The sequence below is a fragment of the Streptomyces aurantiacus genome (assembly GCF_027107535.1).
Classification (GTDB): domain Bacteria; phylum Actinomycetota; class Actinomycetes; order Streptomycetales; family Streptomycetaceae; genus Streptomyces.
The window spans coordinates 7914099-7938753 of sequence record NZ_CP114283.1 but is presented as its reverse complement, the minus strand read 5'-3'; the positions used below and the strand labels follow the sequence as shown (position 1 = coordinate 7938753).

Here is a 24655-nt window from a genome sequence, read left to right as displayed (position 1 = left end):
CGCTCAGGCGTGGCCCTGACCGGCTTTTTTCCTCGGCGTTCTCATACCTGCTGTTTTGCTTCTTTTCACTGCTTCCGGGACCGGACGCGCCCGTTCAGGCGTTGCCGCCTCCGACGAGCGCGTACGTCTGGTCGGCGATCTCCAGTTCCTCGTCGGTCGGTACGACGGCCACCGCGACCCGCGCGCCCTCGGGCGAGATCAGCCGCGGCTCGGCGGACCGTACGGCGTTCAGCCCGTCGTCGACGGCGAGGCCCAGCGCCTCCAGTCCCCGGACGGCGGCCTCGCGCACCGGAGCGGCGTTCTCCCCGACCCCGGCCGTGAAGACGACCGCGTCGACCCGGCCGAGTACCGCGTAGTACGCGCCGATGTACTTCTTCAGTCGGTGTATGTAGATGTCGAAGGCGAGCTGCGCCTGTGCGGCGTCCTCGCCGCCCTCGTCGATGCGGCGGCGGATCTCCCGCATGTCGTTGTCGCCGCACAGGCCGATCAGACCGCTCTTCTTGTTGAGAAGAGTGTCGATCTCGTCCATGGACATCCCGCCAACGCGCGCCAAATGGAAAATGACCGCGGGATCCATGTCTCCGGAGCGTGTACCCATCACGAGCCCTTCCAAGGGAGTCAGTCCCATGGAGGTGTCCACGCACCGGCCCTTCTCGACCGCCGACGCCGAGGCGCCGTTGCCCAGGTGCAGCACGATGACGTTCACGTCCTGCGGGGCGCGGCCGAGAAGGCGGGCCGTCTCGCGGGACACGTACGCGTGCGAGGTGCCGTGGAAGCCGTACCGGCGGATGCGGTGCTCGTCGGCGGTCCGCACGTCGATCGCGTAGCGGGCGGCGGCCTCCGGCATCGTCGTGTGGAACGCCGTGTCGAAGACCGCGACCTGGGGCAGGTCCGGGCGCAGTGCCCGAGCGGTACGGATCCCGGTGAGGTTGGCCGGGTTGTGCAGGGGCGCCACCGGGATCAGGCGCTCGATCTCGGCGAGGACCGCGTCGTCGACGACGGTCGGCTCGGTGAAGGACCGGCCGCCGTGCACGACGCGATGGCCGATCGCGGCCAGCTCGGGGGAGTCCAGGCCGAGCCCGTCCCGGGACAGTTCCTCCGCGACGGCCCGCAGCGCCGCCTCGTGGTCGTCGATCCGGCCGGTCCTCTCGCGGGCCGCGCCCCCCGCGGCCAGCGGGGAGTGCTTCAGCCGGGAGGCTCCCTCGCCGATGCGCTCGACGAGGCCGGCGGCCAGCCGGCTGCCGTCGCTCATGTCGAGCAGCTGGTACTTCAGCGACGAGGAGCCGGAGTTCAGGACGAGGACACGAGTGGCGCTCACTGGACGGAAGCCTTCGGGGTCGGGGACGGTTCCTTGGACGCGGGCACGGCCGAGGGCCGCGCCTGGGCCTGGATCGCGGTGATGGCGACGGTGTTCACGATGTCCCCGACGAGCGCGCCGCGGGACAGGTCGTTGACCGGCTTGCGCAGGCCCTGGAGGACCGGTCCGACGGCGATGGCGCCGGCGGAGCGCTGCACGGCCTTGTACGTGTTGTTGCCGGTGTTGAGGTCCGGGAAGATCAGCACCGACGCCTGCCCGGCGACCTCCGACCCCGGCAGCTTGGTCGCGGCGACGGACGGCTCGACGGCCGCGTCGTACTGGATCGGACCCTCGATCCGCAGATCGTCACGGCGGGCGCGGACCAGCTCGGTGGCCGTGCGCACCTTGTCGACGTCCGCCCCCGAACCGGAGGTGCCGGTCGAGTAGGAGAGCATCGCGATCCGCGGCTCGACCCCGAACTGCGCGGCGGTGGCGGCCGACTGGACGGCGATGTCGGCCAGCTGCTCGGCGTTCGGGTCGGGATTGACCGCGCAGTCGCCGTACACGAGGACCTTGTCGGCGAGGCACATGAAGAACACCGAGGAGACGATGGATGCCTCCGGCTTGGTCTTGATGATCTCGAAGGCCGGGCGGATGGTGGCCGCCGTGGAGTGCACGGATCCCGAGACCATGCCGTCGGCGAGCCCTTCCTGGACCATCAGCGTGCCGAAGTAGTTCACGTCCGCGACGACGTCGTACGCGAGCTCGACGGACACGCCCCGGTGGGCCCGCAGCTCGGCGTACCGCTCCGCGAACCGGTGGCGCAGCTCCGAGGTCTGCGGGTCGATCAGCTGGGCACTGCCGAGGTCGATGCCCAGGTCGGCCGCCTTCTTGCGGATCTGGTCGACGGGGCCGAGCAGGGTCAGGTCGCAGACTCCCCGGCGCAGCAGCACCTCGGCGGCGTGCAGGACGCGCGCCTCGGTGCCCTCGGGCAGCACGACACGGCGCATGTCGGAGCGGGCCTGCTCCAGGAGCTTGTGCTCGAACATCATCGGCGTGACGCGGCCGCTGCTGGGCGCCGAGACGCGCTTGAGCAGGTCGCCGGTGTCCACGTACCGCTCGAAGAGCCCGAGCGCGGTCTCCGCCTTGCGGGGCGTGGCCGCGTTCAACTTGCCTTCCATGGCGAAGAGTTCGGACGCCGTGAGGAAGGAGCCGGTCTCGACCGCGATCACCGGGGTGCCCGGGGCGAGGCGGGCGGCCAGGGTGAGGACGAGGTCGCTGGGGCGTTCGTTCAGGGTGAGTACGACGCCCGCGATGGGCGGGGTGCCGGCGCTGTGCGCGGCCAGGGCGCCCACCACGAGGTCGGCGCGGTCGCCGGGGGTGACGACCATGCAGCCCGGGGTCAGCGCGCCCAGGAAGTTCGGCAGCATGGCGCCGCCGAAGACGAAGTTCAGCGCGTCGCGCGCGAGCCCCGCGTCGTCGCCGAGCAGCACCTTGCCGCCGAGGGCGTGGGTGATCTGGGCGACCGTCGGCGCGGAGAGCGCGGGCTCGTCCGGCAGCACGTAACAGGGCACCGGCAGGCGGTTGTCGAGCAGCTCGTGCAGGCCCGCGCGGTCGGCGGGGGCCACCCGGTTCACCACCATCGCGAGCACGTCGCAGCCGAGTCCGTCGTAGGCGCGGAACGCGTTGCGGGTCTCCGCGAGCACCGACTCCGAGGTCTGCTTGCGGCCGCCCACGACGGGGACCACGGCGGCGCCGAACTCGTTCGCCAGGCGGGCGTTGAGTGCCAGCTCGTCCGGGAACTGCGTGTCCGCGTAGTCCGTACCGAGGACGAGGACGACGTCGTAGTCGCGGGCCACCCGCAGGAAGCGGTCGACGAGCTGCGAGACCAGCTCGTCGGTGCCCTGCTCGGCCTGGAGCGCGGACGCCTCGTGGTAGTCCATGCCGTAGACCGTCGCCGGGTCCTGCGCCAGGCGGTAGCGGGCACGCAGCAACTCGAAGAGACGGTCGGGCCCGTCGTGGACGAGAGGCCGGAACACCCCCACCCGGTCGACCTGGCGGGTCAGGAGCTCCATGACTCCCAGCTCGATGACCTGGCGGCCGTCACCGCGGTCGATCCCGGTCACGTACACGCTGCGCGTCACGCGTGCTCTCCGTTTCCTCCGATATCGGTAAAAAGGCAGCCGTCATCGTCGGCTGAGCCCTCTTGACAATACCTCCGGGCCTGGTTAAGGCGCCCGTCAGTCCGGGGGCGGACGGCCTCTTCGGAGCGGGTGAGCAGGGGCTCCGGGGGGCGTGCGGGCGGTCAAAGGGGGCGCGCGGGGCACGGACAGCGGCCCCCTGCAGCCCGTGAAACAATCGGACTGGCTCTCAGGGACCACAGGAAACACAGCCCAAACAGCGAGCAGGAGACACAGCACGATGCGTATCGGAGTTCTCACCGCAGGCGGCGACTGTCCGGGGCTGAACGCAGTGATCCGGTCGGTCGTGCACCGGGCAGTCACCAACTACGACGACGAGGTCATCGGTTTCGAGGACGGCTACGCGGGACTGCTCGACGGCCGCCACCGCACCCTCGACCTGGACGCCGTCAGCGGCATCCTCGCCCGTGGCGGCACCATTCTCGGCTCCTCCCGTCTCCAGCGCGACCGCCTGCGCGAGGCCTGCGAGAACGCGCAGGACATGGCTCGTGAGTTCGGTATCGACGTACTGATCCCGATCGGCGGCGAGGGCACACTGACGGCGGCACGGATGCTGTCGGACGCGGGCCTGCCGGTGGTCGGGGTCCCCAAGACGATCGACAACGACATCTCGTCGACGGACCGCACGTTCGGTTTCGACACCGCTGTCGGGGTCGCCACGGAGGCGATGGACCGACTCAAGACGACCGCCGAGTCCCACCAGCGGGTGATGGTCGTCGAGGTCATGGGCCGCCACGCCGGCTGGATCGCCCTGGAGTCCGGCATGGCGGCCGGCGCCCACGGCATCTGCCTGCCCGAGCGGGCCTTCGACCCGGCCGACCTGGTCAAGATGGTCGAGGAGCGCTTCGCGCGGGGCAAGAAGTTCGCCGTCATCTGTGTGGCCGAGGGCGCCCACCCCGCCGAGGGCTCCATGGACTACGGCCACGGCGACATCGACCAGTTCGGCCACGAGCGCTTCCAGGGCATCGGAGCGGCGCTGGCGTACGAACTGGAGCGCCGCCTCGGCAAGGAGGCCAAACCGGTCATCCTCGGCCACATCCAGCGAGGCGGCACGCCGACCGCGTACGACCGGGTGCTGGCGACGCGCTTCGGCTGGCACGCGGTCGAGGCCGCACACCGGGGCGAGTTCGGCCGGATGACGGCACTGCGTGGCACGGACGTGGTCATGGTGCCGCTCGCCGAGGCGGTCACCGAGCTGAAGACCGTGCCGAAGGACCGGATGGACGAGGCGGAGTCCGTCTTCTAGCGCCGCGGCACCAGGGACTCCTGCGGGCCCGCGGCGCCGGCCTCAGCGGGCCGGGCCCGGGCCGGCCCGCGCCTCAGCGGCCCGGGCGGGGCTCAGTAGGCGCTGTCGCGCCGGACCGTCCACCAGAAACGGTCGACGATCCGGTCCAGGAAGTCCCGGCCCGCGTCGTCGGCGTCGGCGACCGCCGCACCGGCGCCCCAGGTCAGCGTCGCCACCATCCGACCCTGGTACTCGGCGTGCAGTGCCCGCAGTGTGTGGCCCACGAGCCGGCGCTCCATCGGCAGCAGCTTGCCCACCGGGCGGACGTACGCCTGCCAGCGCGTCGTCACCGCGCTGCGCAGCATCTCCGCCAGCTTCGACTCTCGCCCTGTGACCGTGACGAGGTCCGCCAGCGAGAGGTCGAGCACCTCGGCGAGCGCCGACGCCTGCCGCTCGCTGCCGCGCCACTCGTCGGCCTCCTCCATCCGTACGTACGCGAGGAGTTCGAGTCCCACGGCGCGCGCGACGTCCTCGGCCGCGAGGCCCCGGGCCGCGCGGTGCTCGCGCAACGTCCGGGGCGCGCCGATGAGATCACCCGGAGAACACCACAACACGCCTGCGAGCGCGGTGAGTTCACCGTGGCTGGGAGTGGCCAGGCGCCGCTCCCAGGCGGCGACCAGATCGGGCGTCACATGGGGCAGTCCGAACGAGGTCCGCATCCCGTAGGCGACGTGCTCGGGCCCCATGCCGAGGGCGTCGCGGAGCTTACGGGCGGCCGAGGCGTCGAAGGGCGGGGTGGGCTGATGGTCCGACGGTTGGTGCACGCGCACAACGTACGGGTGGCGGACTGCGGTGACTACGGTCTGTTCGGCCAGGATCACGGATTGTGCGAACCTACGGTTTCGGATGCCTGTCCGGGTCTGTTCGGGGTGGCTGGAGATCATCCGGCGGGCGGCCGGCGCGGGCGATCACGAGGGACGGCGAAGGGCCCGTACGGGCGGGCCGGAAGGTGGGTCCGCAGTTGGCAAGCGCCGTGAGCAGGATCGACGGGCATATTCACGAGCGGCTGCCGGGCGCCGGACTTCCGGCATCCGACGACCTTGGGCGCGCACGGGGCGCCGCGGGTGTCGCCCGTGTGGGCGGACATCGAAGACGAGTACGGCATGGTCGACACGTCGGCCGGCCGTGTGAAGGGGGAAAACCCGCGGCGCAATCCTTGCGCTCCGCTCTCCCGGCACGACGCCCGCGTCGGCCGGTCCGTCGCCCGGTCCGCCTCCACCCCTCGACGGACCGCACGCCCCGGCCGGCCGTGACCGGGGGCTCCTATCCCTTCACGGCCCCGCCCAGGGCGAAGCCCCCGCCCAGCCGCCGGGCCACCAGTACGTACAGCAGGATCACCGGTGTCGAGTAGATGATCGAGAAGGCCGCCAGCTGCCCGTAGACCACCGTCCCGCGGTTTCCGAAGAAGTCGTTGATGCTGACCGACGCCGGCATCTGGTCCGGTGTGAGCAGCAGCATGAACGGGACGAAGAAGTTCCCCCACATCATCACGAACGCGAAGACGGTCACCACCGCGACGCCCGGCCCCATCAGCGGCAGCACGATGCGCAGCAGCGACTGGAACGACGAGGCGCCGTCCGTCCAGGCCGCCTCCTCCAGCTCCTTCGGCACCCCGTCCATGAAGTTCTTCATCAGCCAGATGGCGAACGGCAGTTGGGACGCGGTGAAGAAGAAGATCGTGCCCCGCATCGTGTCGATCAGGTTCACCTGGACGAACAGCGCGTACACCGGAACCATGATCGCCGTGATCGGCAGGCTCGTCGCGAACAGGATCGTCAGAAGGAACGGCCTGTTCAGGCGTGAGCGGAAACGGGAGAGCGGATACGCGGCGAGGGCCGCGCAGACCACCGTCAGCAGCGTCGCGCTGCCGCACAGGATCAGGCTGTTGAGCAGGGGAGTGAAGGTGATCTCCGGCTTCAGGACCGCGTCGAAGTTGTCGAGGGTGACACCGTCGGGCAGCTTCACCTTCAGTCCGGCGCGTGGGTCCAGGGCGGACAGGACCACCCAGGCCAGCGGGAGGACGAAGGCCGCCGCCACGAACAGAAGGCCCGCGTCCGCGGCGTGACGGCGGGTGTCGCGACGGGAGTTGAGGGTCCGGCGCGCGGCCATCTCAGACCTCCGTCCGCAGCAGGCGCATGTAGACGAGCGAGAACAGGGAGCCCACCACCAGCAGCAGCAGGGCGACCGCCGTGCCGTAGCCGATCATGCTCTTCTGGAAGGCCTGTTCGTACATGAAGAGAGGGAGGGTCTGGCTGCGGTTTCCCGGGCCGCCCCGCGTCATGACCCAGATCAGGCCGAAGACCGAGAGGGTCTGGAGGGTGTTGAGCATCAGGTTCGTGCCGATGGAACGGCGGATCATCGGGAGCGTGATGTGCCACATGCGGCGCCAGCCGCCCGCGCCGTCCACCTCCGCGGCCTCCGTGATCTCCTTCGGGATCTCGTTCAGGGCGGCCGAGTAGACCAGCATCGAGAAGGCCGTACCCCGCCAGACGTTCGCGAACGACACCGCCAGGATCGGGAGCGTGAACAGCCAGTTCTGGGACGGCAGATGGAGCCAGTCGAGGACGGCGTTCAGGGTGCCCTCGCGGCGGAAGAACGCGTAGAGGAGGAAGCCGGCCACCACCTCCGGGAGCACCCACGCCGTGATGACGATTCCCCCCACGACCGTACGCACCGGCTTCGACGCCCGCTGCATCAGGGACGCCAGCGCGAGCCCCAGCGTGTTCTGGCCGACCAGCGACGACAGCACCGTGAACACCAGCGTCAGCCACACGGCGTTGAGGAACGCCTCGTCGCGGAAGGCGGTACGGAAGTTGTCGAAGCCCGTGAAGGACGACTCGGCCTGACCGGTGAGCTGGAGGTCGGTGAAGGCGATGTAGGCGCAGTACGCGATGGGACCGGCGAGGAACAGGATCAGCAGGACGAGGGCGGGGGCGACGGGAAGGGCCCGGGAGAGGGCGCGCAGCGGGCTGGAGCGGCTGACCGCTGCGACACCCGCTCCCCGCCCGCCGAGGCCAGGTTCCCGCCGGGTGACGCTCACCCGGCGCTCACTTCTTGATGATCTGGTTGTCCGTCGCCGTCTTCAGTTCCTCGTCGTAGCGGCTCGCCGCCTCCTCGACCGAGCTGTCACCCGTCGTCACACCCTCCATCGCCTCCTGGATGGCCGTGGAGACCCTCGGGTACGCGGGATACGCAGGGCGGTAGTGCGTGTTCGACACCAGCTCCGTGAAGAACTCGATGCCGGGCTGCGCCTGCACGTACGCCGGGTCCTCGGCCACGTCCGTGCGCACCGCGATACCGGAGTTGGCGATGTACCACTTCTGCGCGTTCTCCTTCGTCTGCATCGTCTTGATGAAGTCGAACGCCAGGTCCGGGTTGGCCGCCTTGCTCGGGATCGCCCAGGTCCAGCCGCCCGACATGCTCACCTTCCCGGGCGCCTGGCCGTCCTGCGTCGGCATGTACGCGAGACCCAGCTTCTCGGACCACTCGGGCCACTCGTGGCCGCTGCCCTCCAGCCAGTCCTGCGGGAGCCAGGAGCCGTCCAGGTTGATGCCGAGCCTGCCCTCGGGGAGGAGCTCACCGCGCACCCTGGTCGCGAAGTTGGGGTCGAGGGCGTCCGAGACGTCCGGGCCGAGCTTCTCCTCGAAGACGGTCTCGACGAACTCGAGCGAATCCCTGAAACCCTCGCTCCCGGTGATCCACTTCTCGGACTCCGTGTCGTACAGGGGGCTTTCGGTGGCGCCGGTGGCCGTCCCGTACAGGAGCATCTCGAAGCCCTGCATGGTGGCCGCCTCACCCGCGGGCTTGCCCGTGTAGACGTTCATGGGGATGACGCCGGGGACCTTCTGCTTGATCGTCCGGGCCGCCGTGAGGACGTCGTCCCAGGTCTTCGGCTGCCAGTCCGCCGGCAGACCGGCCCTCTTGAAGATGCCCTTGTCGAACCAGAGGCCCCGGGTGTCCGTGCCGTCCGGCACGCCGTACGTCTTCCCGTCCTGCGCCTTCGCCGCCGACTTCGCCGTGTCGATGAACTGGTTCCAGTCCTCCCACTCGTCGAGGTACGGGTCCAGGGGCTTGAGATACCCGCTCGTGATGTCGGAGTTGATGAGGAAGGTGTCCTCGTAGACCAGGTCGGGGGCCGTCTTCGGGGAGCGGAGCATCTGCTGCAGCTTCGTGTAGTACTCCGAGTCCGGGGCCTTGATCGGCACCAGCTCGACCTTCTTGCCCGGGTTGGCCTTCTCGAACTGCTCCTTGACGTCGGCGAGATACGTGTCCATGACACGGATCGAGTTGTCCGTCGACTGTTTGTAGGAGATCTTCACGGTGTCCGGATCGCTGCCGGACTCGCTGCCGCAGGCGCTGAGCACGGTGGCCGAGAGCACGGTCGCGAGAAGAAGGGGAACGGCGGTGGGGCGCACGGACAGGACCTCCTGCTGGCCGACGCCTTCGGCGTCGGGGTTCGGCTGCCCCGAGAACCTAAGAGGAGTGGTCGGCTCAGGTCAATGACCTTGCGCAGATGGCCGGTTACGGCCAGTGTCGGTGAACACCCGGCGTGCGGCTATCCCTTGACCCAGCGGTACTGCAGCTCCGGCCGTCCCACCTGCCCGTACTGGGGACTGCGGCCGGCCCTCCCGGCGTCCACCAGGTGCTCCAGATACCGCCGGGCCGTGATCCGCGAGATGCCCACCGCCTCGGCCACCCCCGTCGCGGTCAGCCCCTCCTCGGAGTCCCGCAGCGCGTGCGTGACCTTCTCCAGGGTGGGCGAGCTCAGGCCTTTGGGCAGGGCCGCAGGGCCGGGGGCCCGGAGCGTGGCCAGGGCACGGTCGACCTCGTCCTGGCCGCTGGCCTCGCCGGCCGCGGCGTGGAACTCGGCGTAGCGGACGAGCCGGTCCCGGAGGGTCGCGAAGGTGAACGGCTTGAGCACGTACTGCACGACCCCCAGCGACACACCCTCCCGCACGACCGTGAGGTCGCGCGCCGACGTCACCGCGATGACGTCCGCGTGATGGCCGGCCGCCCGCAGCGAGCGGGCCAGCTGCAGGCCGTGGACGTCCGGCAGGTGCAGGTCGAGCAGGAGGAGGTCCACGGGCATGCGGTCCAGCGCGCGTCTGGCCTCCGCGCCGGTGTGCGCCTTGCCGACCGCGGTGAACCCGGGCACCCGCCCCACGTACAGGACATGCGCGTCCGCCGCGACGGGGTCGTCCTCGACGACGAGGACGCGGATGTCCTGGGGCGGGGAAGGCGTGTTCATACGGTGCCTCCGTGTGGCGTCGGCGCGGGCTCGGAGTCGGACCCGGGCACACTGCCGGGCTCGGTCTCGGGACCGGGCTCGCGTGCCGGTCCGTGCCCGCCCGCCGACCGGGGTTCGCGCGCCGGTCCGGAGCCGGGTGCGGGGTCCAGAGCGGAGTCGGGTCCGGCGTGGACCTTAGTCCTTTCCCGCGCCGCGGGCGGCAGCGGCAGCCGTACTTCGAAGGACGCCCCGCCCCCGGGGGCCTGAGCCACGGTCAGCGTGCCGTCGTGACGGGCCACCGCCTGCCGTACGAGGGCCAGGCCGAGCCCCCGTCCACCGGGCCCCGAGGGCTTCGTGGACCACCCGCGCTGGAAGACCATCTCCGAGTGGGCCGGATCCACCCCCGCACCCGTGTCGGTGACCCGCAGGACGAGGCCCCGCGCGTCCGCGAGCGCGGTGACGGTCACCCGGGCGCCGACCGAGCCCTGCGCCGCGTCCACCGCGTTGTCGATCAGATTGCCCAGGACCGTCACCAGGTCACGTGCGGCGAGCGACTCCGGGAGCAGGCCGTCGTCGATGCTGCTGTCCTCGGAGACCACCAGTTCGACGCCCCGCTCGTTCGCCTGGGCGGTCTTGCCCAGGAGCAGCGCGGCGAGGACGGGCTCGCTGACCGCCGCGACCACCTGGTCGGTGAGCGCCTGGGCCAGCTCCAGCTCGGCCGTGGCGAAGTCGACGGCCTCCTGCGCCCGGCCCAGCTCGATCAGGGAGACGACCGTGTGCAGACGGTTCGCGGCCTCGTGCGCCTGCGAACGCAGTGCCGTGGTGAATCCGCGCTCCGAGTCCAGCTCACCCATCAGGGACTGGAGCTCCGTGACATCACGCAGGGTCACGACCGTGCCCCGGCGCTCACCGCCCGACACCGGCGAGGTGTTCACCACCAGGACGCGCGACTCGGTGAGGTGCACCTCGTCCACGCGCGGCTCGCCGGACAGCAGCGCCCCCGTCAGCGGCGTCGGCAGGCCCACCTCCGCCACCGAGCGGCCCACCACGTCGTCGGTCACGTCGAGCAGCTCGCGCCCGCCGTCGTTGATCAGCGCCACCCGGAACTGCCCGTCCAGCATCAGCAGCCCTTCGCGCACCGCGTGCAGGGCGGCCTCGTGGTAGTCGTGCATCCGGCTGAGCTCCGCCGCGTTCATCCCGTGCGTGGAGCGGCGCAGCCGGGCGTTGATGACGTACGTGCCGACAGCGCCCAGGGCCAGAGCGGCGGCCGCGACCCCGAACAGGGCCTTGACCTGGCCCTCGACCCGCTGGCTTATCTCGTCGACCTTGATCCCCGCACTGACCAGGCCGACGATGCGGTCGTCGTCGTATATCGGCGTCACGGCCCGCATGGACGCGCCGAGCGTGCCGGTGTACGTCTCGGTGAAGGGATCGCCGAGGAGCGCGCGCCTGGTGTTGCCGAGGAAGTGCTTGCCGATCAGCTCCTTGTTGGGGTGCGTCCAGCGGATGCCCTCGGGGTTCATGATCGTGACGAAGTCGACCTGGGCGTCGCGCTGCACCGCCTGCGCGTAGGGCTGCAGCGTCTTCGTCGGGTCCGCGGTGCGGATGGCCTCCCGTACGGAGGGGGAGTCCGCGACCGAGCGGGCCACCCCCATGGCCTGGCGGCCCGCCGCGTCCTCGGCCTGGCTGCGGTCGCTGACGTACGTGAAGAGCGCGCACCCCGCGACCACGACCGCGACGAGCACGGCCTGCATGGCGAAGAGCTGACCGGCCAGGCTGCGAGGTCGGGGGGCACGGGGGAGGCGCATGCAAACAGTGTGCCCCTGCAGATAAGTACGAACTAAATGAACGGAAGGGTGACGGCCCTCACAGGGCGGGAGATAGTCACCGACAACCCCCGGACGTGAGCCGCACGCCGGATGATGCCGACGACGTCGTCAAGGAGGGCAGCCGTGACCAGCAAAACCGATACGGCACCTGCCGCTCCCGCTGCCAAGCGGGACCGCACCCACTACCTGTACATCGCGGTGATTGTCGCCGTGGCCGCCGGAATCGCCGTGGGTCTGATCGCCCCCGACTTCGCCGTCGAGCTGAAGCCGATCGGTACCGGCTTCGTGAACCTGATCAAGATGATGATCTCCCCGATCATCTTCTGCACGATCGTGCTGGGCATCGGCTCGGTACGCAAGGCCGCCAAGGTCGGCGCGGTAGGTGGCATCGCGCTCGGCTACTTCGTGGCCATGTCGTTCGTCGCGCTGGCCATCGGCCTCGTCGTCGGCAACATCCTGGAGCCCGGTACGGGTCTCGCCGTGACCGACGCGGTCAAGGACGCGGGTCAGGGCCAGGTCACCGAGGCGAAGAACACCGAGGAGTTCCTGCTCGGGATCATCCCGACCACGATCGTCTCCGCGTTCACCGGCGGAGAGGTGCTGCAGACGCTGCTCATCGCGCTGCTCGCCGGGTTCGCACTGCAGGCCATGGGTTCGTCCGGCACGCCGATCCTGCGGGGCGTCGAGCACATCCAGCGCCTCGTCTTCCGCATCCTCGCGATGGTGATGTGGGCGGCGCCCATCGGAGCGTTCGGCGCCATCGCGGCGGTCACCGGTTCGGCCGGTGTGGACGCTCTGAAGAGCCTCGCCGTGCTGATGCTCGGCTTCTACGTCACCTGTTTCCTCTTCGTCTTCATCGTGCTCGGCGCGATGCTGCGGCTCGTCGCGGGCCTGAACATCTTCACGCTGTTCAAGTACCTGGGCCGTGAGTTCCTGCTGATCCTGTCCACCTCCTCCTCCGAGTCCGCCCTGCCGCGGCTCATCGCGAAGATGGAGCACCTGGGCGTCAGCAAGCCGGTCGTCGGCATCACCGTTCCGACCGGTTACTCCTTCAACCTCGACGGCACCATGATCTACATGACCATGGCCTCGCTGTTCATCGCCGACGCCATGGGTACGCCGATGTCGGTCGGCGAGCAGATTCCGCTGCTGCTCTTCCTGCTGGTCGCCTCGAAGGGCGCGGCCGGCGTGACCGGAGCGGGGCTCGCCACCCTGGCGGGTGGGCTCGCCTCCCACAAGCCCGCGCTGGTGGACGGCATCGGCCTGATCGTCGGCATCGACCGGTTCATGAGCGAGGCGCGCGCCCTGACGAACTTCGCGGGCAACGCCGTGGCGACCGTGCTGATCGGCACGTGGACGAAGGAGATCGACAAGCAGCGGGTCGACGAGGTGCTCGCCGGGCAGTTGCCGTTCGACGAGACGACGCTGCTGGACGACGGACACGGCGGGCACGACGACTCGGACTCCGCGTCGGTGGAGCTGCCGCAGCAGCCCGGCGGCGACAAGGCCCTCGCGAAGGCCTAGCCGCCCCGGTGGGCGGGGCCCGGAAAGTCCCGGGACCCGCCCCTCAGAACCCCGGGCGGCTGGGTGTTCCCCCGTCGCTCAGCCGCCCGGACCACACCCCCTCCCCGGCCACCGGCAGACGCCCAGGTTTTCCCCGACCTGGCCGCCTGCCGGTGGCTTTTCCCCGTTCCGACGGACGGGGCCCACTCTTCAGGGGCGCGGGGAACTGCGCGCCCCACCCCGACCGACCCGAGGTCAAGATCCCGCCGACGTCACCCCGGGTCGGATCGAGGCCACCTGCTCGCTTACCTCCAGCTCAGTATCTGAGTAAAAAGTGGGCTCTTGTGGGGAGTTGGGCCCACCCAGAGCATGGTCCCCATGACAAGTGACCTTGAGAAGACCCCCGTCGCGGTCCTGGGCCTCGGAGCCATGGGACACGCCCTCGCCACCGCCTTCCTGACGGCCGGCCACCCCACCACCGTATGGAACCGCTCCGCGGCCAAGGCGGACGGACTCGTCACCCGGGGCGCGGCCCGGGCCACGAGCGCGGCCGAGGCGGTACGTGCGGCCGAGCTGGTCGTGGTCTGCGTGGTCGACTACGACGCGGCCGAGACGGTCCTCGACGCCGTCGCCGACGAACTGCCCGGCCGCGTCCTGGTCAATCTCACCTCGGACACCCCTCTCCGCTCCCGCGCCACCGCCGCCTGGGCGGCCGAGCGCGGTCTCGACTACCTCGACGGCTCGATCATGGTGCCGGTCCCGATGGTCGGGCATCCCGAGGCGCTGATCTTCTACAGCGGTCCGCGGGCCGCGTACGACAGGTTCGAGCCGGTGCTGAAGGCGCTGGGCGGCAAGCCCGCCCACCTCGGCGAGGACCACGGGCTCGCCGCCGTCTACGACCTGGCCCTGCTCGACTACTTCTACTCCTCGATCTCCGGCCTGCTGCACGCGTTCGCGCTGGCCGGCGCCGACGGGGTGCGCGCGGCCGAGCTGCTGCCGTATCTGGACACCATCACCGGCATCCTGCCGCCCCTCGCCGTCGAGGCCGCCCGGGACGTCGACGCGGGCAGCCACCCCGGCGACGAGGCCAACCTCGGCATGATGGCGACCGGCGTCGGCCACGTCCTGGAGTGGGCCGAGCACCGCGGGCTCGACGTGAGCACCCTCCGCCCGGTCAAGGAGGCCTACGACAAGGCCGTCGCCCACGGCCACGCCGCCGACAGCTGGACGCGCACGATCGAGTTCCTGCGCGGCGACCGGGCGGCGCAGACCGTCTGACCCGTCCGCGGCTTCGGGTCGGCCCCCGGCTGCGGGTCCGGCCCCCGGCGCACGGGGTCAGGCGTGCGTGACGGGAGCGGGGTCCGTCGCCGCGTCCAGGCGCTCCATCTCCTCCCGGGTCAGATCCAGGTCGGCCGCGCCCGCCGAGTCCCGGATCGTGCTGGGGCGGCTGGCACCCGGGATGGGCACGATGACGGGTGAGCGTGCCAACAGCCAGGCCAGGCACAGCTGTTGGGGGCTGATTCCCCGGTCGCGGGCCACCGCGTGGAAGGCGTCCGCGATGCCCGTGCCGGCGCCGTCGGATGGCGTGTGTCTGTCCAGCGCGCTGCGTGAGATCCCGCCCAGCGGACTCCACGGCAGGAAGGCGATGCCCAGTGCGGTGCAGAGCCGCAGTTCGGGGTCGCTGTCGCGCACGGCGGGGGAGTACTGGTTCTGGACGGAGACCAGCCGGTCGCCGAGGAGGGCGTGGGCGCGGCGGATCTGGTCGGTGGTGGTGTTGGAGACGCCCGCGTAGCGGATCTTGCCCTCGTCGAGCAGCTCGCGCAGGGCGCCCACCGATTCCTCGAAGGGGACGGCCGGGTCGGGCTTGTGCAACTGGTACAGGCCGATCGCCTCCGTGCCGAGCCGCCGGAGCGAGGCCTCCGCCGCCGCCTTCAGGTGCCGGGGCGAGGCCGTCACCGTCCAGCTGCCGTCGGCGGGCCGGCCGCGGCCGCCCTTCGTGGCCACGAGGACGTCGGCCGCGCCGGAGCCGCGGGCCGCGAGGGCGCGGGCCACGAGGCGTTCGTTGTGGCCGGGCTCGTCGCCCGGCAGATGGTACGAGTCCGCGGTGTCCAGCAGGGTGACGCCCGCGTCCAGGGCGGCGTGCACCGTGGCCAGCGCCCGCGCCTCGTCGGGCCGGCCCTCGACGGACAGCGGCATGGCGCCGAGTCCGACGGCACTGGTCCGCAGGTCGCCGAGTGTGCGGTGGCGCATGTCAGCCGGCCGCCTTTGCGACGGTCTCGGCCACGGCGCGGGGGAGCCAGTCGCGTGCCCGGCCGAAGGAGAAGCCGAGGTGCGTGGCCCGCGCGTTGTCCATCCCGTACGAGCGGGAGAAGGAGAGGGGCGAGAAGGGCCCGATGTCCACGCCGCGGAACACGGCCTTTCCGTCCGGGAGGTACGCGGTCACCGCCTCGCACAGGTCCTCGGTGGTGAGCGGTCCGTGGGACGCGGCGTTCACGGGCCCGGTGAACTCCGCGGCGACCGTCCACGCGAGGAAGTCGGCGATCTCCTCGACGTGGATGTAGGTGGCCGGGTGGTTCACCGCCGGTACGGAGATCGGCTCGCCGGTGCGGATCCGCTCGGCGTAGTGGCCGAGCCGCCCCGTGAAGTCGTCGTCGCCCCCCAGCACATGGGCCACCCGCACGGCCACGTAGGGGAACGGCGGATCCGCCGCGAGGACGGCCTCGGCCTGTCGCTTGCCCTCGCCGTAGTGGGCGTCGAGGAACTGCGGGTCGTCCCAGGGCAGTTCGGTGTCGACCGGGACCGTACGCGGGTCGACGGCGTCCTCGCGCACCGGCTGGGCCGAGTCCTCGTACTCGTACACCTCGACCGTGGACGTCATGACGTACCGCCGGGTGCGTCCCGCGAAGACCCGGCGGGCGATCCGCGCCTGGACGGGGGTGTAGCAGACCTGGTCGACGACGACGTCGAAGGTGCGTGCACCGAGTGCCCGCTCCAGGGACTTCTCGTCATCGCGGTCGGCGATCAGGTGAATTGCCCCCGGGGGAGGCGCGGACGAGCCGCGATTGACGACCGTGACCCGGTCTCCGGCCATAAGCAGACGGTCGATCAACCGCTTGCCGAAATAGCGGTTACCGCCTATGACACACACCTCGCGCACGGTGTTCCTCCCGTAATCCCATTCATGGTGGCCCGGTCCTGCGGTCATAATTCTCGTGGCGTACGAGTGAGGTCTGAAGGGGGAGACATGGGAGATCCGGTCGCGGCACCGAAAGAACCACGGCATCTGCGGGCCGCCGCCCACGAAACGTCGGCGGGCTTCGATTCGCTGGACCGGCAGATCCTGGAGCTGCTGCAGAGCGACGGCCGGATCAGGCTCAGTGAGCTGGGCCGCCGGGTCCGGCTGTCCCCGGCGGCCGTCGCCGAGCGCGTCCGCCGCCTGGAGCAGGCCGGTGCCGTCACCGGCTACGGCGCCCACGTCTCACCCGCCCGGCTCGGCTACGGCATCCAGGCCTTCATCCGGGTCGATCCGCACGGCGGCTACACCCTGAAGCACCCGAGGACGCTGGAGCTCCTCGCCCGTCCCGAGGTCACCGAGGCCCATCACGTCGTCGGTGAGGACTGCTGGATCCTCAAGGTCGCGGTCGAGGACACCGTCCACCTGGAGGACGTCCTGGAGCAGACCTCGGCGCTCGGCCGCACGACGACCTCGATCGTCCTGTCGTCGCCGGTGGAGCGCAAACCGCTGCTGCCGCCCGTCACGCGCTGACGCGTGGGCCCGCGCTGTTTGCCTTGACGTCGGCGTCAAGGACTACCGTCGCGGCATGCGAATCGGCGAGCTCGCGGAGCGGGCCGGGACCACCACGAGGACGCTCAGGTACTACGAGTCACGGGGGCTGCTGCCCGCGCGGCGCGGGGGCAACGGGTACCGGACGTACGACGAGGACGACCTGAGGCTGCTGCGGCAGATCAGGACGCTGCAGGACTTCGGGTTCGACCTGGAGGAGACGCGGCCCTTCGTGGAGTGTCTGCGGGCCGGACATCCGGAGGGCGACGCCTGCCCGGCCTCGCTCGCCGTGTACCGCCGCAAGCTGGGTGAACTCGACACGCTGATCGACGAGTTGCGGTCGGTGCGCGCGCAGGTCGGCGAGCAGCTGGCGCGGGCCGAGCGGGCGATGGACGAGCTGGCGGCCGAGGCGGCGGTTCCGGGCGGTCCGGAACCCGCGTGTGCGGTGTTTCCCCGGGGGACGGCTCCCGGGGACCCGGCGGAGAAGACAGGAAGGCGGACGCGGTGATCAAGGCGGCAGGTGTGGCCGAGGTGACGGACGCGGACTTCGAGGCGGAGGTGATCGGGGCGGAGCTGCCCGTACTGGTGGAGTTCACCGCGGACTGGTGTCCCCCGTGCCGGCAGATGGCGCCGGTGCTGAGCGCCGTCGCCCGCGAGGAGGGCGACCGGCTCAAGGTGGTGCAGCTGGACGTGGACACGAACCCGCTGACCACGAACGCGTACGGGGTGCTGTCGATGCCCACCCTCATGGTGTTCCGCGACGGGCAGCCGGTGAAGTCGATGGTGGGCGCCCGGGCCAAGCGGCGGCTCCTGGAGGAGCTGGCGGACGTGCTCTGACCTTCCCGGTAACCACGGCACGCAAAGAAATCCCCCGCAGGGAATTGCCTGCGGGGGATTTCTTTGCGTATATTGAATGGTTCGCGACTTCAGGAAATCAAGTCGCGGAGAAGTTCAGTGAGCACAGTATATCCGGGCGGGAGCGGAATTGTCAAACAGGGCCTCAAACACAGACTCAACCACTGGATTTCCGGACGATGAATTGTGCCGTGAGCAGGAATTCATCGACGGCCTGTACGCGCGCGTCGACGCGCTGCGCGGCGGCACCGAGGCCTCGGTGACGGACGCTCTCGCGCAGGGCAGCACCCCCATGCAGGCCCGCCTCGAACGGGACGTCCTCGTCGCCGAACGCTCCGGCCTGCTCGCCGCCCTCAACGCGGTCGACGGCTCGCTCTGCTTCGGCCGGATCGACCTCTCCGCCGAGCCCTCGGACCCGTCCGGGCGGGAAGAGCTCCCCACCGGATCCACCCATCACATCGGCCGCATCGGCATCCGCGCCGACGACGCCGAACACACCCCGGTCCTGATCGACTGGCGGGCCCCGGTCGCCCGGCCCTTCTACCTCGCCACCGGCCACACCCCCATGGGCCTGCGCCGCCGCCGGCACATCACCACCGAGGGCCGTACCGTGACGGCCCTGCACGACGAGATCCTCGACCTGGGCGACCAGCGGCGCACCGGCCACGAGGATCCGACCGGGGACGCCGTGCTGCTCTCCGCCCTCAACTCCGCGCGCACCGGCCGCATGAGCGACATCGTGCAGACCATCCAGGCCGAACAGGACCGCATCATCCGCGCCCCGCACCGCGGGATCCTGGTGGTGGAGGGCGGCCCGGGCACCGGCAAGACGGCGGTGGCGCTGCACCGGGCGGCGTACCTCCTCTACGAGCACCGGGAACTGCTCGCCAAGCGGGCCGTCCTGATCGTCGGCCCGAACCCCGCCTTCCTCGGCTACATCGGCGAGGTCCTGCCCTCGCTCGGCGAGACGGGTGTCCTGCTCGCGACCGTCGGTGAGCTGTACCCCGGCGTACGGGCGAGCGCGTCCGACACCCCCGAGGCCGCCGCGGTGAAGGGCCGCGCCGGCATGGCCGACGTCCTCGCCGCCGTCGTGCGCGACCGCCAGAGCCTGCCCGACCCGGTGATCACCATCGAGCACGACCGGGACGTCCTGATGCTCGACGCCGGTCTCGTGGGCGTCGCCCGTGAGCGCACCCGGGAGCTGGACCTGCCGCACAACGTGGCCCGCGAGCACTTCGAGGGCCATATCCTCAACACCCTCACCGACATGCTCGCCGAGCGGATCGGCACGGACCCCTTCGACGGGACGAACCTGCTCGACCCCAGCGACATCACCCAGATCCGCGACGACCTCGCCGAGAACCGCGAAGTCTGGTCCGCCATCGACCGGCTGTGGCCCCGCGTCACCCCGCGGCGGCTGGTCGCGGACTTCCTCGCCGCACCCGACGCGTACCTCCCCGAGGCCGACGCGGACGCCGTGCGCCGTCCGGTGACACGGGCCTGGACCACCGCCGACGTCCCGCTCCTCGACGAGGCCGCCGAACTCCTCGGCGAGGACGACCGGGTGGCGCGGGCGGCCGCCGAGCACGAGCGGGACCGGCAGGTCGCCTACGCGCAGGGCGTGCTGGACGTCTCCTACGCGTCGAGGACGTACGAGTTCGAGGACATCGACGAGGAGGACGCCGAGGTCCTGTCGGCACACGACATCATCGACGCCGAACGGATGGCCGAGCGCCACGAGGAGGACGACCACCGCAGCGCCGCCGAACGGGCCGCCGCCGACCGCACCTGGGCGTTCGGGCACATCATCGTCGACGAGGCGCAGGAACTGTCGCCGATGGCGTGGCGGCTGCTGATGCGCCGCAGCCCCACGCGGTCGATGACGCTCGTCGGCGATCCGGCCCAGACCGCCGAGGCGGCGGGCGTCGGCTCCTGGTCGGACATCCTCCGCCCCTACGTCGAGGACCGCTGGGAGCACACCCGTCTCGCGGTCAACTACCGCACCCCGTCCGAGATCATGGACGTGGCCGCGGCCGTCCCGCGCGCCGAGCACGCGGACTTCGAACCGCCGAGTTCGGTGCGCTCGACGGGCGTACGCCCCTGGGTGCGCGAGAGCTCCGACCTGCCCGGTGCCGTGGAGAAGGCCGTCGTGGAGCTGACCCCCGCCGAGGGGCGGCTCGCGGTGATCGCGCCGCGCGATCTGCACGGGGCGCTGGCCGCACGGCTCGACGGCATCGTGGCGGGCGAGCAGCCCGATCTGACGCGCGCGGTCGTGCTGCTGGATCCCCGGCAGGCCAAGGGGCTGGAGTTCGACGCGGTGCTGGTCGTCGAGCCGGGCCGCTTCGGGACCAGCGACCTCTATGTGGCCCTGACCCGGGCCACGCAGTCGTTGGGCATCGTGCACGCGGAACCACTGCCGAAGCCGTTGGCGACGGCGCTGACGGAGACCGTCTAGGCCGTCCCTGCCGGGGGCTGCGCCCTCGGACCCCCTGTCGCGCTCGCGCGCTCGTCCTCGAACGCCGGGCGGGCTGACTCATCAGCCCGCCCGGCGTCGAGGGGCGCAAAGCCCTAAGCCGGCCGCAGCCACACCGTCGACAGCGGTGGCAGCGTGACGCGGATGCTCGCGGGGTGTCCGTGCCACGCCGTGTCGTCCGGCTTGAGGGGACCGGCGTTGCCGACGTCACTCCCGCCGTACCGCCCCGCATCCGTGTTCAGCACCTCGTGCCACGCGCTCACGTCGTCCGGCACCCCGAGCCGGTACTCGTGCCGCACCACCGGCGAGAAGTTGGAGACGGCCAGCAGCGGCGACCCGTCGGCCGCGTGCCGGAGGAAGGCGAGGACGTTGTCCTCCGCGGCGTCCCCGGCCACCCAGCCGAACCCGGCGGGATCGGTGTCGAGCTCCCAGAGCGCCGGAGCCTGCCGGTACACGGTGTTGAGGTCCCGGACCAGATCCCGCACACCCCGGTGGTCGGCCTCGGCCCCGTACGACGGGTCGAGAAGCCACCAGTCCGGGCCGTGCGCCTCCGACCACTCCGCGCCCTGCGCGAACTCCTGCCCCATGAAGAGGAGCTGCTTGCCGGGGTGCGCCCACATGAAGCCCAGGTACGCCCGTTGGGTGGCCCGCTGCTGCCACCAGTCGCCCGGCATCTTCGACACCAGCGACCGCTTCCCGTGCACGACCTCGTCGTGCGAGATCGGCAGCACGTAGTTCTCGCTGTACGCGTACACCATCGAGAACGTCATCTCGTGATGGTGGTACCTGCGGTGGACCGGCTCGTGGGAGACGTATCCCAGGGAGTCGTGCATCCAGCCCATGTTCCACTTCAGGCCGAAGCCCAGCCCGCCGAAGCCGCCCGGCCCGATGTGGTGGGTGGCACGGGTGACCCCGTCCCACGCCGTCGACTCCTCGGCGATCGTGACGACACCGGGCTCGCGCCGGTAGAGGGTGGCGTTCATCTCCTGGAGGAAGGCGACCGCGTCGAGGTTCTCCCGGCCGCCGTGGACGTTGGGCGTCCACTGGCCGGCCTCGCGCGAGTAGTCGAGGTACAGCATGGAGGCGACGGCGTCGACCCGCAGCCCGTCGATGTGGAACTCCTCGCACCAGTAGACGGCGTTGGCGACGAGGAAGTTGCGCACCTCCCGGCGCCCGTAGTCGAACTCGAGGGTTCCCCAGTCGGGGTGCGCGGCCCGCAGCGGGTCCTCGTGCTCGTACAGCGGCCGTCCGTCGAACTCGGCCAGTGCCCACTCGTCCCGGGGGAAGTGCGCGGGCACCCAGTCCATGATCACGCCGATGCCGGCCCGGTGCAGTGCGTCGACGAGGTACTTGAAGTCGTCGGGGCTGCCGAGGCGGGCGGTGGGCGCGTAGAAGCCGGTGACCTGGTAGCCCCAGGAGCCGCCGAAGGGGTGCTCGGCGACCGGCATCAGCTCGACGTGCGTGAAGCCCAGGTCGGCGACGTACCGGGGCAGCTGGTCCGCGAGTTGACGGTATGTCAGGCCCGGTCGCCAGGACGCCAGATGGAGTTCGTACACGGAGAACGGCGCCTCGTGCGCGGGCCGGTCGGCCCGTCGCTCCATCCACTCCTCGTCCTGCCACTCGTGACGCGAGGTGTGGATGACGGAGGACGTGGCGGGCGGGACCTCCGTGCGTCGCGCCATCGGGTCGGCGCGCAGCGTCTTCGTCCCGTCGGGCCGGGTGATCTCGAACTTGTAGAGCTCTCCCTCGCCGACACCGGGAGCGAACAGCTCCCACACCCCGGAGGAGCCCAGCGACCGCATCGGGAACGCGGTCGCGTCCCAGAAGTTGAAGGTGCCGGCGACCCGCACACCGCGGGCGTTCGGCGCCCAGACGGAGAAGCGCGTGCCGGTGACGCCCTGGTGCTCCATCGGCTCCGCGCCGAGGACCGTCCACAGCTGCTCGTGCCGTCCCTCGCCGAACAGGTGCAGGTCGAGATCGCCGAGCGTGGGGAGGAACCGGTACGCGTCCTCGGTGTCCTGCACCGCTCCTTCGTACTCCACCGTCAGCCGGTACTCCGGCACCTCCCGCAGCGGCAGCACGGCGGAGAAGAACCCGTCCCCGTCGTCGTGGAGCTCGGCGCGCAGCCCTTCGGCGACGACGGTCACGCAGAGCGCGTACGGCCGCAGCACCCGGAAGACCACTCCGTCGGCCACGGAGTGGGCTCCGAGTACGGAGTGCGGGTCATGGTGCGCGCCCCCGAGCAGCCGCTCCCGGTCCCCCCGGTCCAGCACGGCCAGGGACCGCACATCGCCCACAGGCTCCACCGCCGGAACCGCCTCCGCGGCCGGAACCGCCTCCGCGGCCGGAACCGGCTCCGCGACGAGAGCCGGCTCCGTGTCCCCGACCGGCTCCGGGAGGCCGCCGGGGCCCGCGACCGGAGAGGGGCCCGCGTCCGGCGCGGACTCCCGCGGTGGCGCGGACTTCGGGAGCGGCACCGGGGCCGGCCCCACGAGCGGAGAGTGGCCCTCGTCCGGCGCGGGCCCCGCGGTCGTGGCCCGCGCCTCCTCCGCGGGCTCGGCCTGCGCCTTGTCGGCGGCCTTGCCTGTGGCCTTGGCCTTCGCGCTCTTCGGCTTCTTGGCGGGCGGGTTCGGGCGGGGCGTCACGGGCGGAGCCTCCTCGGCGGGGGTGAGAGGTCGGACGGGGCGGGTCAGGTCGCTTCGGAAAGAGCCAGACGGCGGACCGCCGCCATCGGTACGGGCAGCCAGTCCGGCCGGTGCCGCGCCTCGTACACGACTTCGTAGACCGCCTTGTCGGTCTCGTACGCGCGGAGCAGCACCGGATCCGTACGCGGATCACGGCCGGCGGTCTCGGCATAACCGGAGCAGTACGCGGCCCGGCACATGTCGGCCCAGCCTGCGGCCGGCCCCGCGCCGTCGGAGCCGGCGGCCTGCGAGAGCGAGTGCGCCGCGTAGTCGAAGGAACGGAGCATGCCGGCCACGTCCCGCGCGATCGGCTGGGGCATGCGCCGCTCCGCGAGCGGCTTCGAGGGCTCACCCTCGAAGTCGATCAGCGACCAGTGTCCGGACGGCGACCGCAGACACTGCCCGAGGTGCAGGTCCCCGTGGATCCGCTGGGCCGTCCACGTCTCGCCCCCGCCCGCCAGATCGGCGAGCGCGTCGAACGCGGAACGCAGACCGGGCGCGTACGGCCGCAGCGTGGGCACCGCCTGCACGGCCGCCTCCAGCCGCTCGGTCATACCGTCCACGAGCAGTTCCATCTGCCCGCGTCCCATGGTCACCGTGGGCAGTGCCCGGGCCAGCGCCGTGTGCACCTCGGCCGTGGCCCGCCCGAGAGCCCGCGCCTCACCGCTGAAGTCCTCGCCCTTGGCGAGCCCGCGCAGCGCGAGGTCCCAGCCGTCCGTGGCGCCCTGGACGAAGGGCTGCAGGACCCCCAGTACGTACGGGTCGCCGGCCAGGTCCGCGTGCATCCATCCCACGGGCGCCGGAACCTGGTCACAGCCCTCGCGGGACAGCGCCAGCGGCAGCTCCAGATCGGGGTTGACCCCCGGCACGATCCGCCGCAGGAGCTTCAGGATGAACGTATCTCCGTAGACGATCGAGGAGTTGGACTGCTCGGCCGTGATCAGGCGCGGCACCAGGTCACCGCGGATCTCGTGACGCGTGTCCCGCTCGAAGCGCAGCTCGCCGACGCGGGCCCGCTCCCGCACGGCCTCCAGGAGGACATCGGCGGGCCGTGGATCGTGCAGCGCCTCGTACACGGTCCGCCCGGCCAGCGGACCCTGCGCCGGACGGCCGATCAGCGCGGGCGCCAGCCGTGGTGGCAGCGTCTCGCGCACGCCGAGCAACAGCTGGTAGCAGTCGGCGGGATGCGCGGGGGCACGCTGCGTGGGTACGAGCGGCTGGTGCGCCTGTACGAGCAGATGGAGCACCCCCAGCGTGGAGTCCAGCGGCAGCACTTCCGTCGCCGAGACCAGGGAGAACCCGGTGACGGGCCGGCCCTTTCCCGCGAACCACCGCTGCCGTGGCAACCACTCGCGAAGCAGTGGGTCGAGGGACGCAAGGAGGCCGGGGCTTGTCGAAGCGGAGTGCACGGAGCGGGTGACGGCTTCCGACATGGCGTCGCGTCCTTTCCCCGGAGTCGGGGTGTTACTGATGCGTGCCCAGGGCGGGGCGGCGGAAACCGCCCCGCCGTCCGTTGT

General features: G+C 71.1%; 19 protein-coding genes. 7 read left to right on the top strand and 12 right to left on the bottom strand.

The window, feature by feature from the left end; all coding sequences use genetic code 11:
- Positions 1–94: 94 nt before the first annotated feature.
- Positions 95–1318, bottom strand: a complete 1224-nt coding sequence (locus O1Q96_RS36945) for an acetate kinase (RefSeq protein ID WP_269252266.1) — start codon at positions 1316–1318, stop codon at positions 95–97.
- On the bottom strand, positions 1315–3441 hold the full coding sequence (gene pta / locus O1Q96_RS36940; RefSeq protein ID WP_269252265.1) for a phosphate acetyltransferase: 2127 nt from the start codon (positions 3439–3441) through the stop codon (positions 1315–1317). The genes O1Q96_RS36945 and pta overlap by 4 nt, the downstream gene beginning before the upstream one ends.
- 277 nt (positions 3442–3718) lie before the next feature.
- Between pta and O1Q96_RS36935 the strand changes: the two genes are divergently transcribed.
- Positions 3719–4744 carry an ATP-dependent 6-phosphofructokinase gene (locus O1Q96_RS36935; RefSeq protein WP_217456774.1) on the top strand — a complete coding sequence of 342 codons (1026 nt, stop codon included), beginning with the start codon at positions 3719–3721 and terminating at the stop codon, positions 4742–4744.
- Positions 4745–4836: 92 nt separating this feature from the next.
- On the opposite strand, the gene O1Q96_RS36930 is transcribed toward O1Q96_RS36935, so the two are convergent.
- The 6 genes from O1Q96_RS36930 to O1Q96_RS36905 all read right to left on the bottom strand — a co-directional run bounded on the left by O1Q96_RS36930 (position 4837) and on the right by O1Q96_RS36905 (position 11818).
- Positions 4837–5553: a helix-turn-helix domain-containing protein gene (locus tag O1Q96_RS36930; protein ID WP_269252264.1), complete on the bottom strand. Its 717-nt coding sequence runs from the start codon at positions 5551–5553 to the stop codon at positions 4837–4839.
- A gap of 493 nt (positions 5554–6046) precedes the next feature.
- The gene (locus O1Q96_RS36925) at positions 6047–6892 is read right to left on the bottom strand and encodes a carbohydrate ABC transporter permease (protein WP_269252263.1); all 846 of its coding nucleotides are present in this window, start codon (positions 6890–6892) and stop codon (positions 6047–6049) included.
- Between the two features lies 1 nt (position 6893).
- Complete coding sequence (locus O1Q96_RS36920) at positions 6894–7748, bottom strand: carbohydrate ABC transporter permease (protein WP_217456844.1); 855 nt, start codon at positions 7746–7748, stop codon at positions 6894–6896.
- Between the two features lie 82 nt (positions 7749–7830).
- The gene (locus tag O1Q96_RS36915) at positions 7831–9204 is read right to left on the bottom strand and encodes an ABC transporter substrate-binding protein (RefSeq protein WP_419587088.1); all 1374 of its coding nucleotides are present in this window, start codon (positions 9202–9204) and stop codon (positions 7831–7833) included.
- Between the two features lie 134 nt (positions 9205–9338).
- Positions 9339–10031, bottom strand: coding sequence for a response regulator (locus O1Q96_RS36910; protein WP_269252261.1), 693 nt, complete (start codon positions 10029–10031; stop codon positions 9339–9341).
- Entirely contained in the window at positions 10028–11818 is a 1791-nt protein-coding gene (locus tag O1Q96_RS36905; RefSeq protein WP_269252260.1) for a sensor histidine kinase, read from the bottom strand. Before O1Q96_RS36905 ends, O1Q96_RS36910 begins: the two co-directional genes overlap by 4 nt.
- 144 nt (positions 11819–11962) lie before the next feature.
- Between O1Q96_RS36905 and O1Q96_RS36900 the strand changes: the two genes are divergently transcribed.
- Together O1Q96_RS36900 and O1Q96_RS36895 are read left to right on the top strand one after the other, a co-directional pair.
- Entirely contained in the window at positions 11963–13363 is a 1401-nt protein-coding gene (locus O1Q96_RS36900) for a cation:dicarboxylate symporter family transporter (protein ID WP_269252259.1), read from the top strand.
- A 357-nt stretch (positions 13364–13720) separates the two neighbouring features.
- Positions 13721–14620: an NAD(P)-dependent oxidoreductase gene (locus O1Q96_RS36895; RefSeq protein WP_331276085.1), complete on the top strand. Its 900-nt coding sequence runs from the start codon at positions 13721–13723 to the stop codon at positions 14618–14620.
- A gap of 57 nt (positions 14621–14677) precedes the next feature.
- On the opposite strand, the gene O1Q96_RS36890 is transcribed toward O1Q96_RS36895, so the two are convergent.
- Together O1Q96_RS36890 and O1Q96_RS36885 are read right to left on the bottom strand one after the other, a co-directional pair.
- Positions 14678–15592 (bottom strand): aldo/keto reductase, encoded by a 915-nt coding sequence (locus tag O1Q96_RS36890; protein ID WP_269252257.1) that lies wholly within the window; start codon positions 15590–15592, stop codon positions 14678–14680.
- Position 15593: 1 nt separating this feature from the next.
- Positions 15594–16499, bottom strand: a complete 906-nt coding sequence (locus O1Q96_RS36885) for an NAD-dependent epimerase/dehydratase family protein (protein WP_269252256.1) — start codon at positions 16497–16499, stop codon at positions 15594–15596.
- An 87-nt stretch (positions 16500–16586) separates the two neighbouring features.
- Between O1Q96_RS36885 and O1Q96_RS36880 the strand changes: the two genes are divergently transcribed.
- From O1Q96_RS36880 to O1Q96_RS36865, 4 genes are all read left to right on the top strand, one after another.
- On the top strand, positions 16587–17108 hold the full coding sequence (locus O1Q96_RS36880; protein ID WP_269252255.1) for an Lrp/AsnC family transcriptional regulator: 522 nt from the start codon (positions 16587–16589) through the stop codon (positions 17106–17108).
- 55 nt (positions 17109–17163) lie between these two features.
- A complete protein-coding gene (locus O1Q96_RS36875; RefSeq protein WP_269252254.1) occupies positions 17164–17634 on the top strand; it encodes a MerR family transcriptional regulator in 471 nt (156 codons plus the stop codon).
- Positions 17631–17963, top strand: a complete 333-nt coding sequence (locus tag O1Q96_RS36870; protein ID WP_269252253.1) for a thioredoxin family protein — start codon at positions 17631–17633, stop codon at positions 17961–17963. The genes O1Q96_RS36875 and O1Q96_RS36870 overlap by 4 nt, the downstream gene beginning before the upstream one ends.
- Before the next feature lie 130 nt (positions 17964–18093).
- The gene (locus tag O1Q96_RS36865) at positions 18094–20436 is read left to right on the top strand and encodes a HelD family protein (protein WP_419587087.1); all 2343 of its coding nucleotides are present in this window, start codon (positions 18094–18096) and stop codon (positions 20434–20436) included.
- A gap of 113 nt (positions 20437–20549) precedes the next feature.
- Here the strand turns inward: O1Q96_RS36865 and glgB are convergent, their stop codons facing one another.
- Together glgB and O1Q96_RS36855 are read right to left on the bottom strand one after the other, a co-directional pair.
- A complete protein-coding gene (glgB, locus tag O1Q96_RS36860) occupies positions 20550–23099 on the bottom strand; it encodes a 1,4-alpha-glucan branching enzyme (RefSeq protein ID WP_269252251.1) in 2550 nt (849 codons plus the stop codon).
- A gap of 44 nt (positions 23100–23143) precedes the next feature.
- A complete protein-coding gene (locus O1Q96_RS36855) occupies positions 23144–24571 on the bottom strand; it encodes a maltokinase N-terminal cap-like domain-containing protein (protein WP_269252250.1) in 1428 nt (475 codons plus the stop codon).
- Positions 24572–24655: the final 84 nt, after the last annotated feature.

Bases quoted from the DNA above. Each gene is read 5' to 3' on its own strand.
- O1Q96_RS36890 (WP_269252257.1), bottom strand. From the start codon at position 15,592: ATGCGCCACCGCACACTCGGCGACCTGCGGACCAGTGCCGTCGGACTC.
- O1Q96_RS36855 (WP_269252250.1), bottom strand. From the start codon at position 24,571: ATGTCGGAAGCCGTCACCCGCTCCGTGCACTCCGCTTCGACAAGCCCC.
- O1Q96_RS36905 (WP_269252260.1), bottom strand. From the start codon at position 11,818: ATGCGCCTCCCCCGTGCCCCCCGACCTCGCAGCCTGGCCGGTCAGCTC.
- O1Q96_RS36910 (WP_269252261.1), bottom strand. From the start codon at position 10,031: ATGAACACGCCTTCCCCGCCCCAGGACATCCGCGTCCTCGTCGTCGAG.
- O1Q96_RS36935 (WP_217456774.1), top strand. From the start codon at position 3,719: ATGCGTATCGGAGTTCTCACCGCAGGCGGCGACTGTCCGGGGCTGAAC.
- O1Q96_RS36925 (WP_269252263.1), bottom strand. From the start codon at position 6,892: ATGGCCGCGCGCCGGACCCTCAACTCCCGTCGCGACACCCGCCGTCAC.
- O1Q96_RS36880 (WP_269252255.1), top strand. From the start codon at position 16,587: ATGGGAGATCCGGTCGCGGCACCGAAAGAACCACGGCATCTGCGGGCC.
- O1Q96_RS36875 (WP_269252254.1), top strand. From the start codon at position 17,164: ATGCGAATCGGCGAGCTCGCGGAGCGGGCCGGGACCACCACGAGGACG.
- O1Q96_RS36895 (WP_331276085.1), top strand. From the start codon at position 13,721: ATGACAAGTGACCTTGAGAAGACCCCCGTCGCGGTCCTGGGCCTCGGA.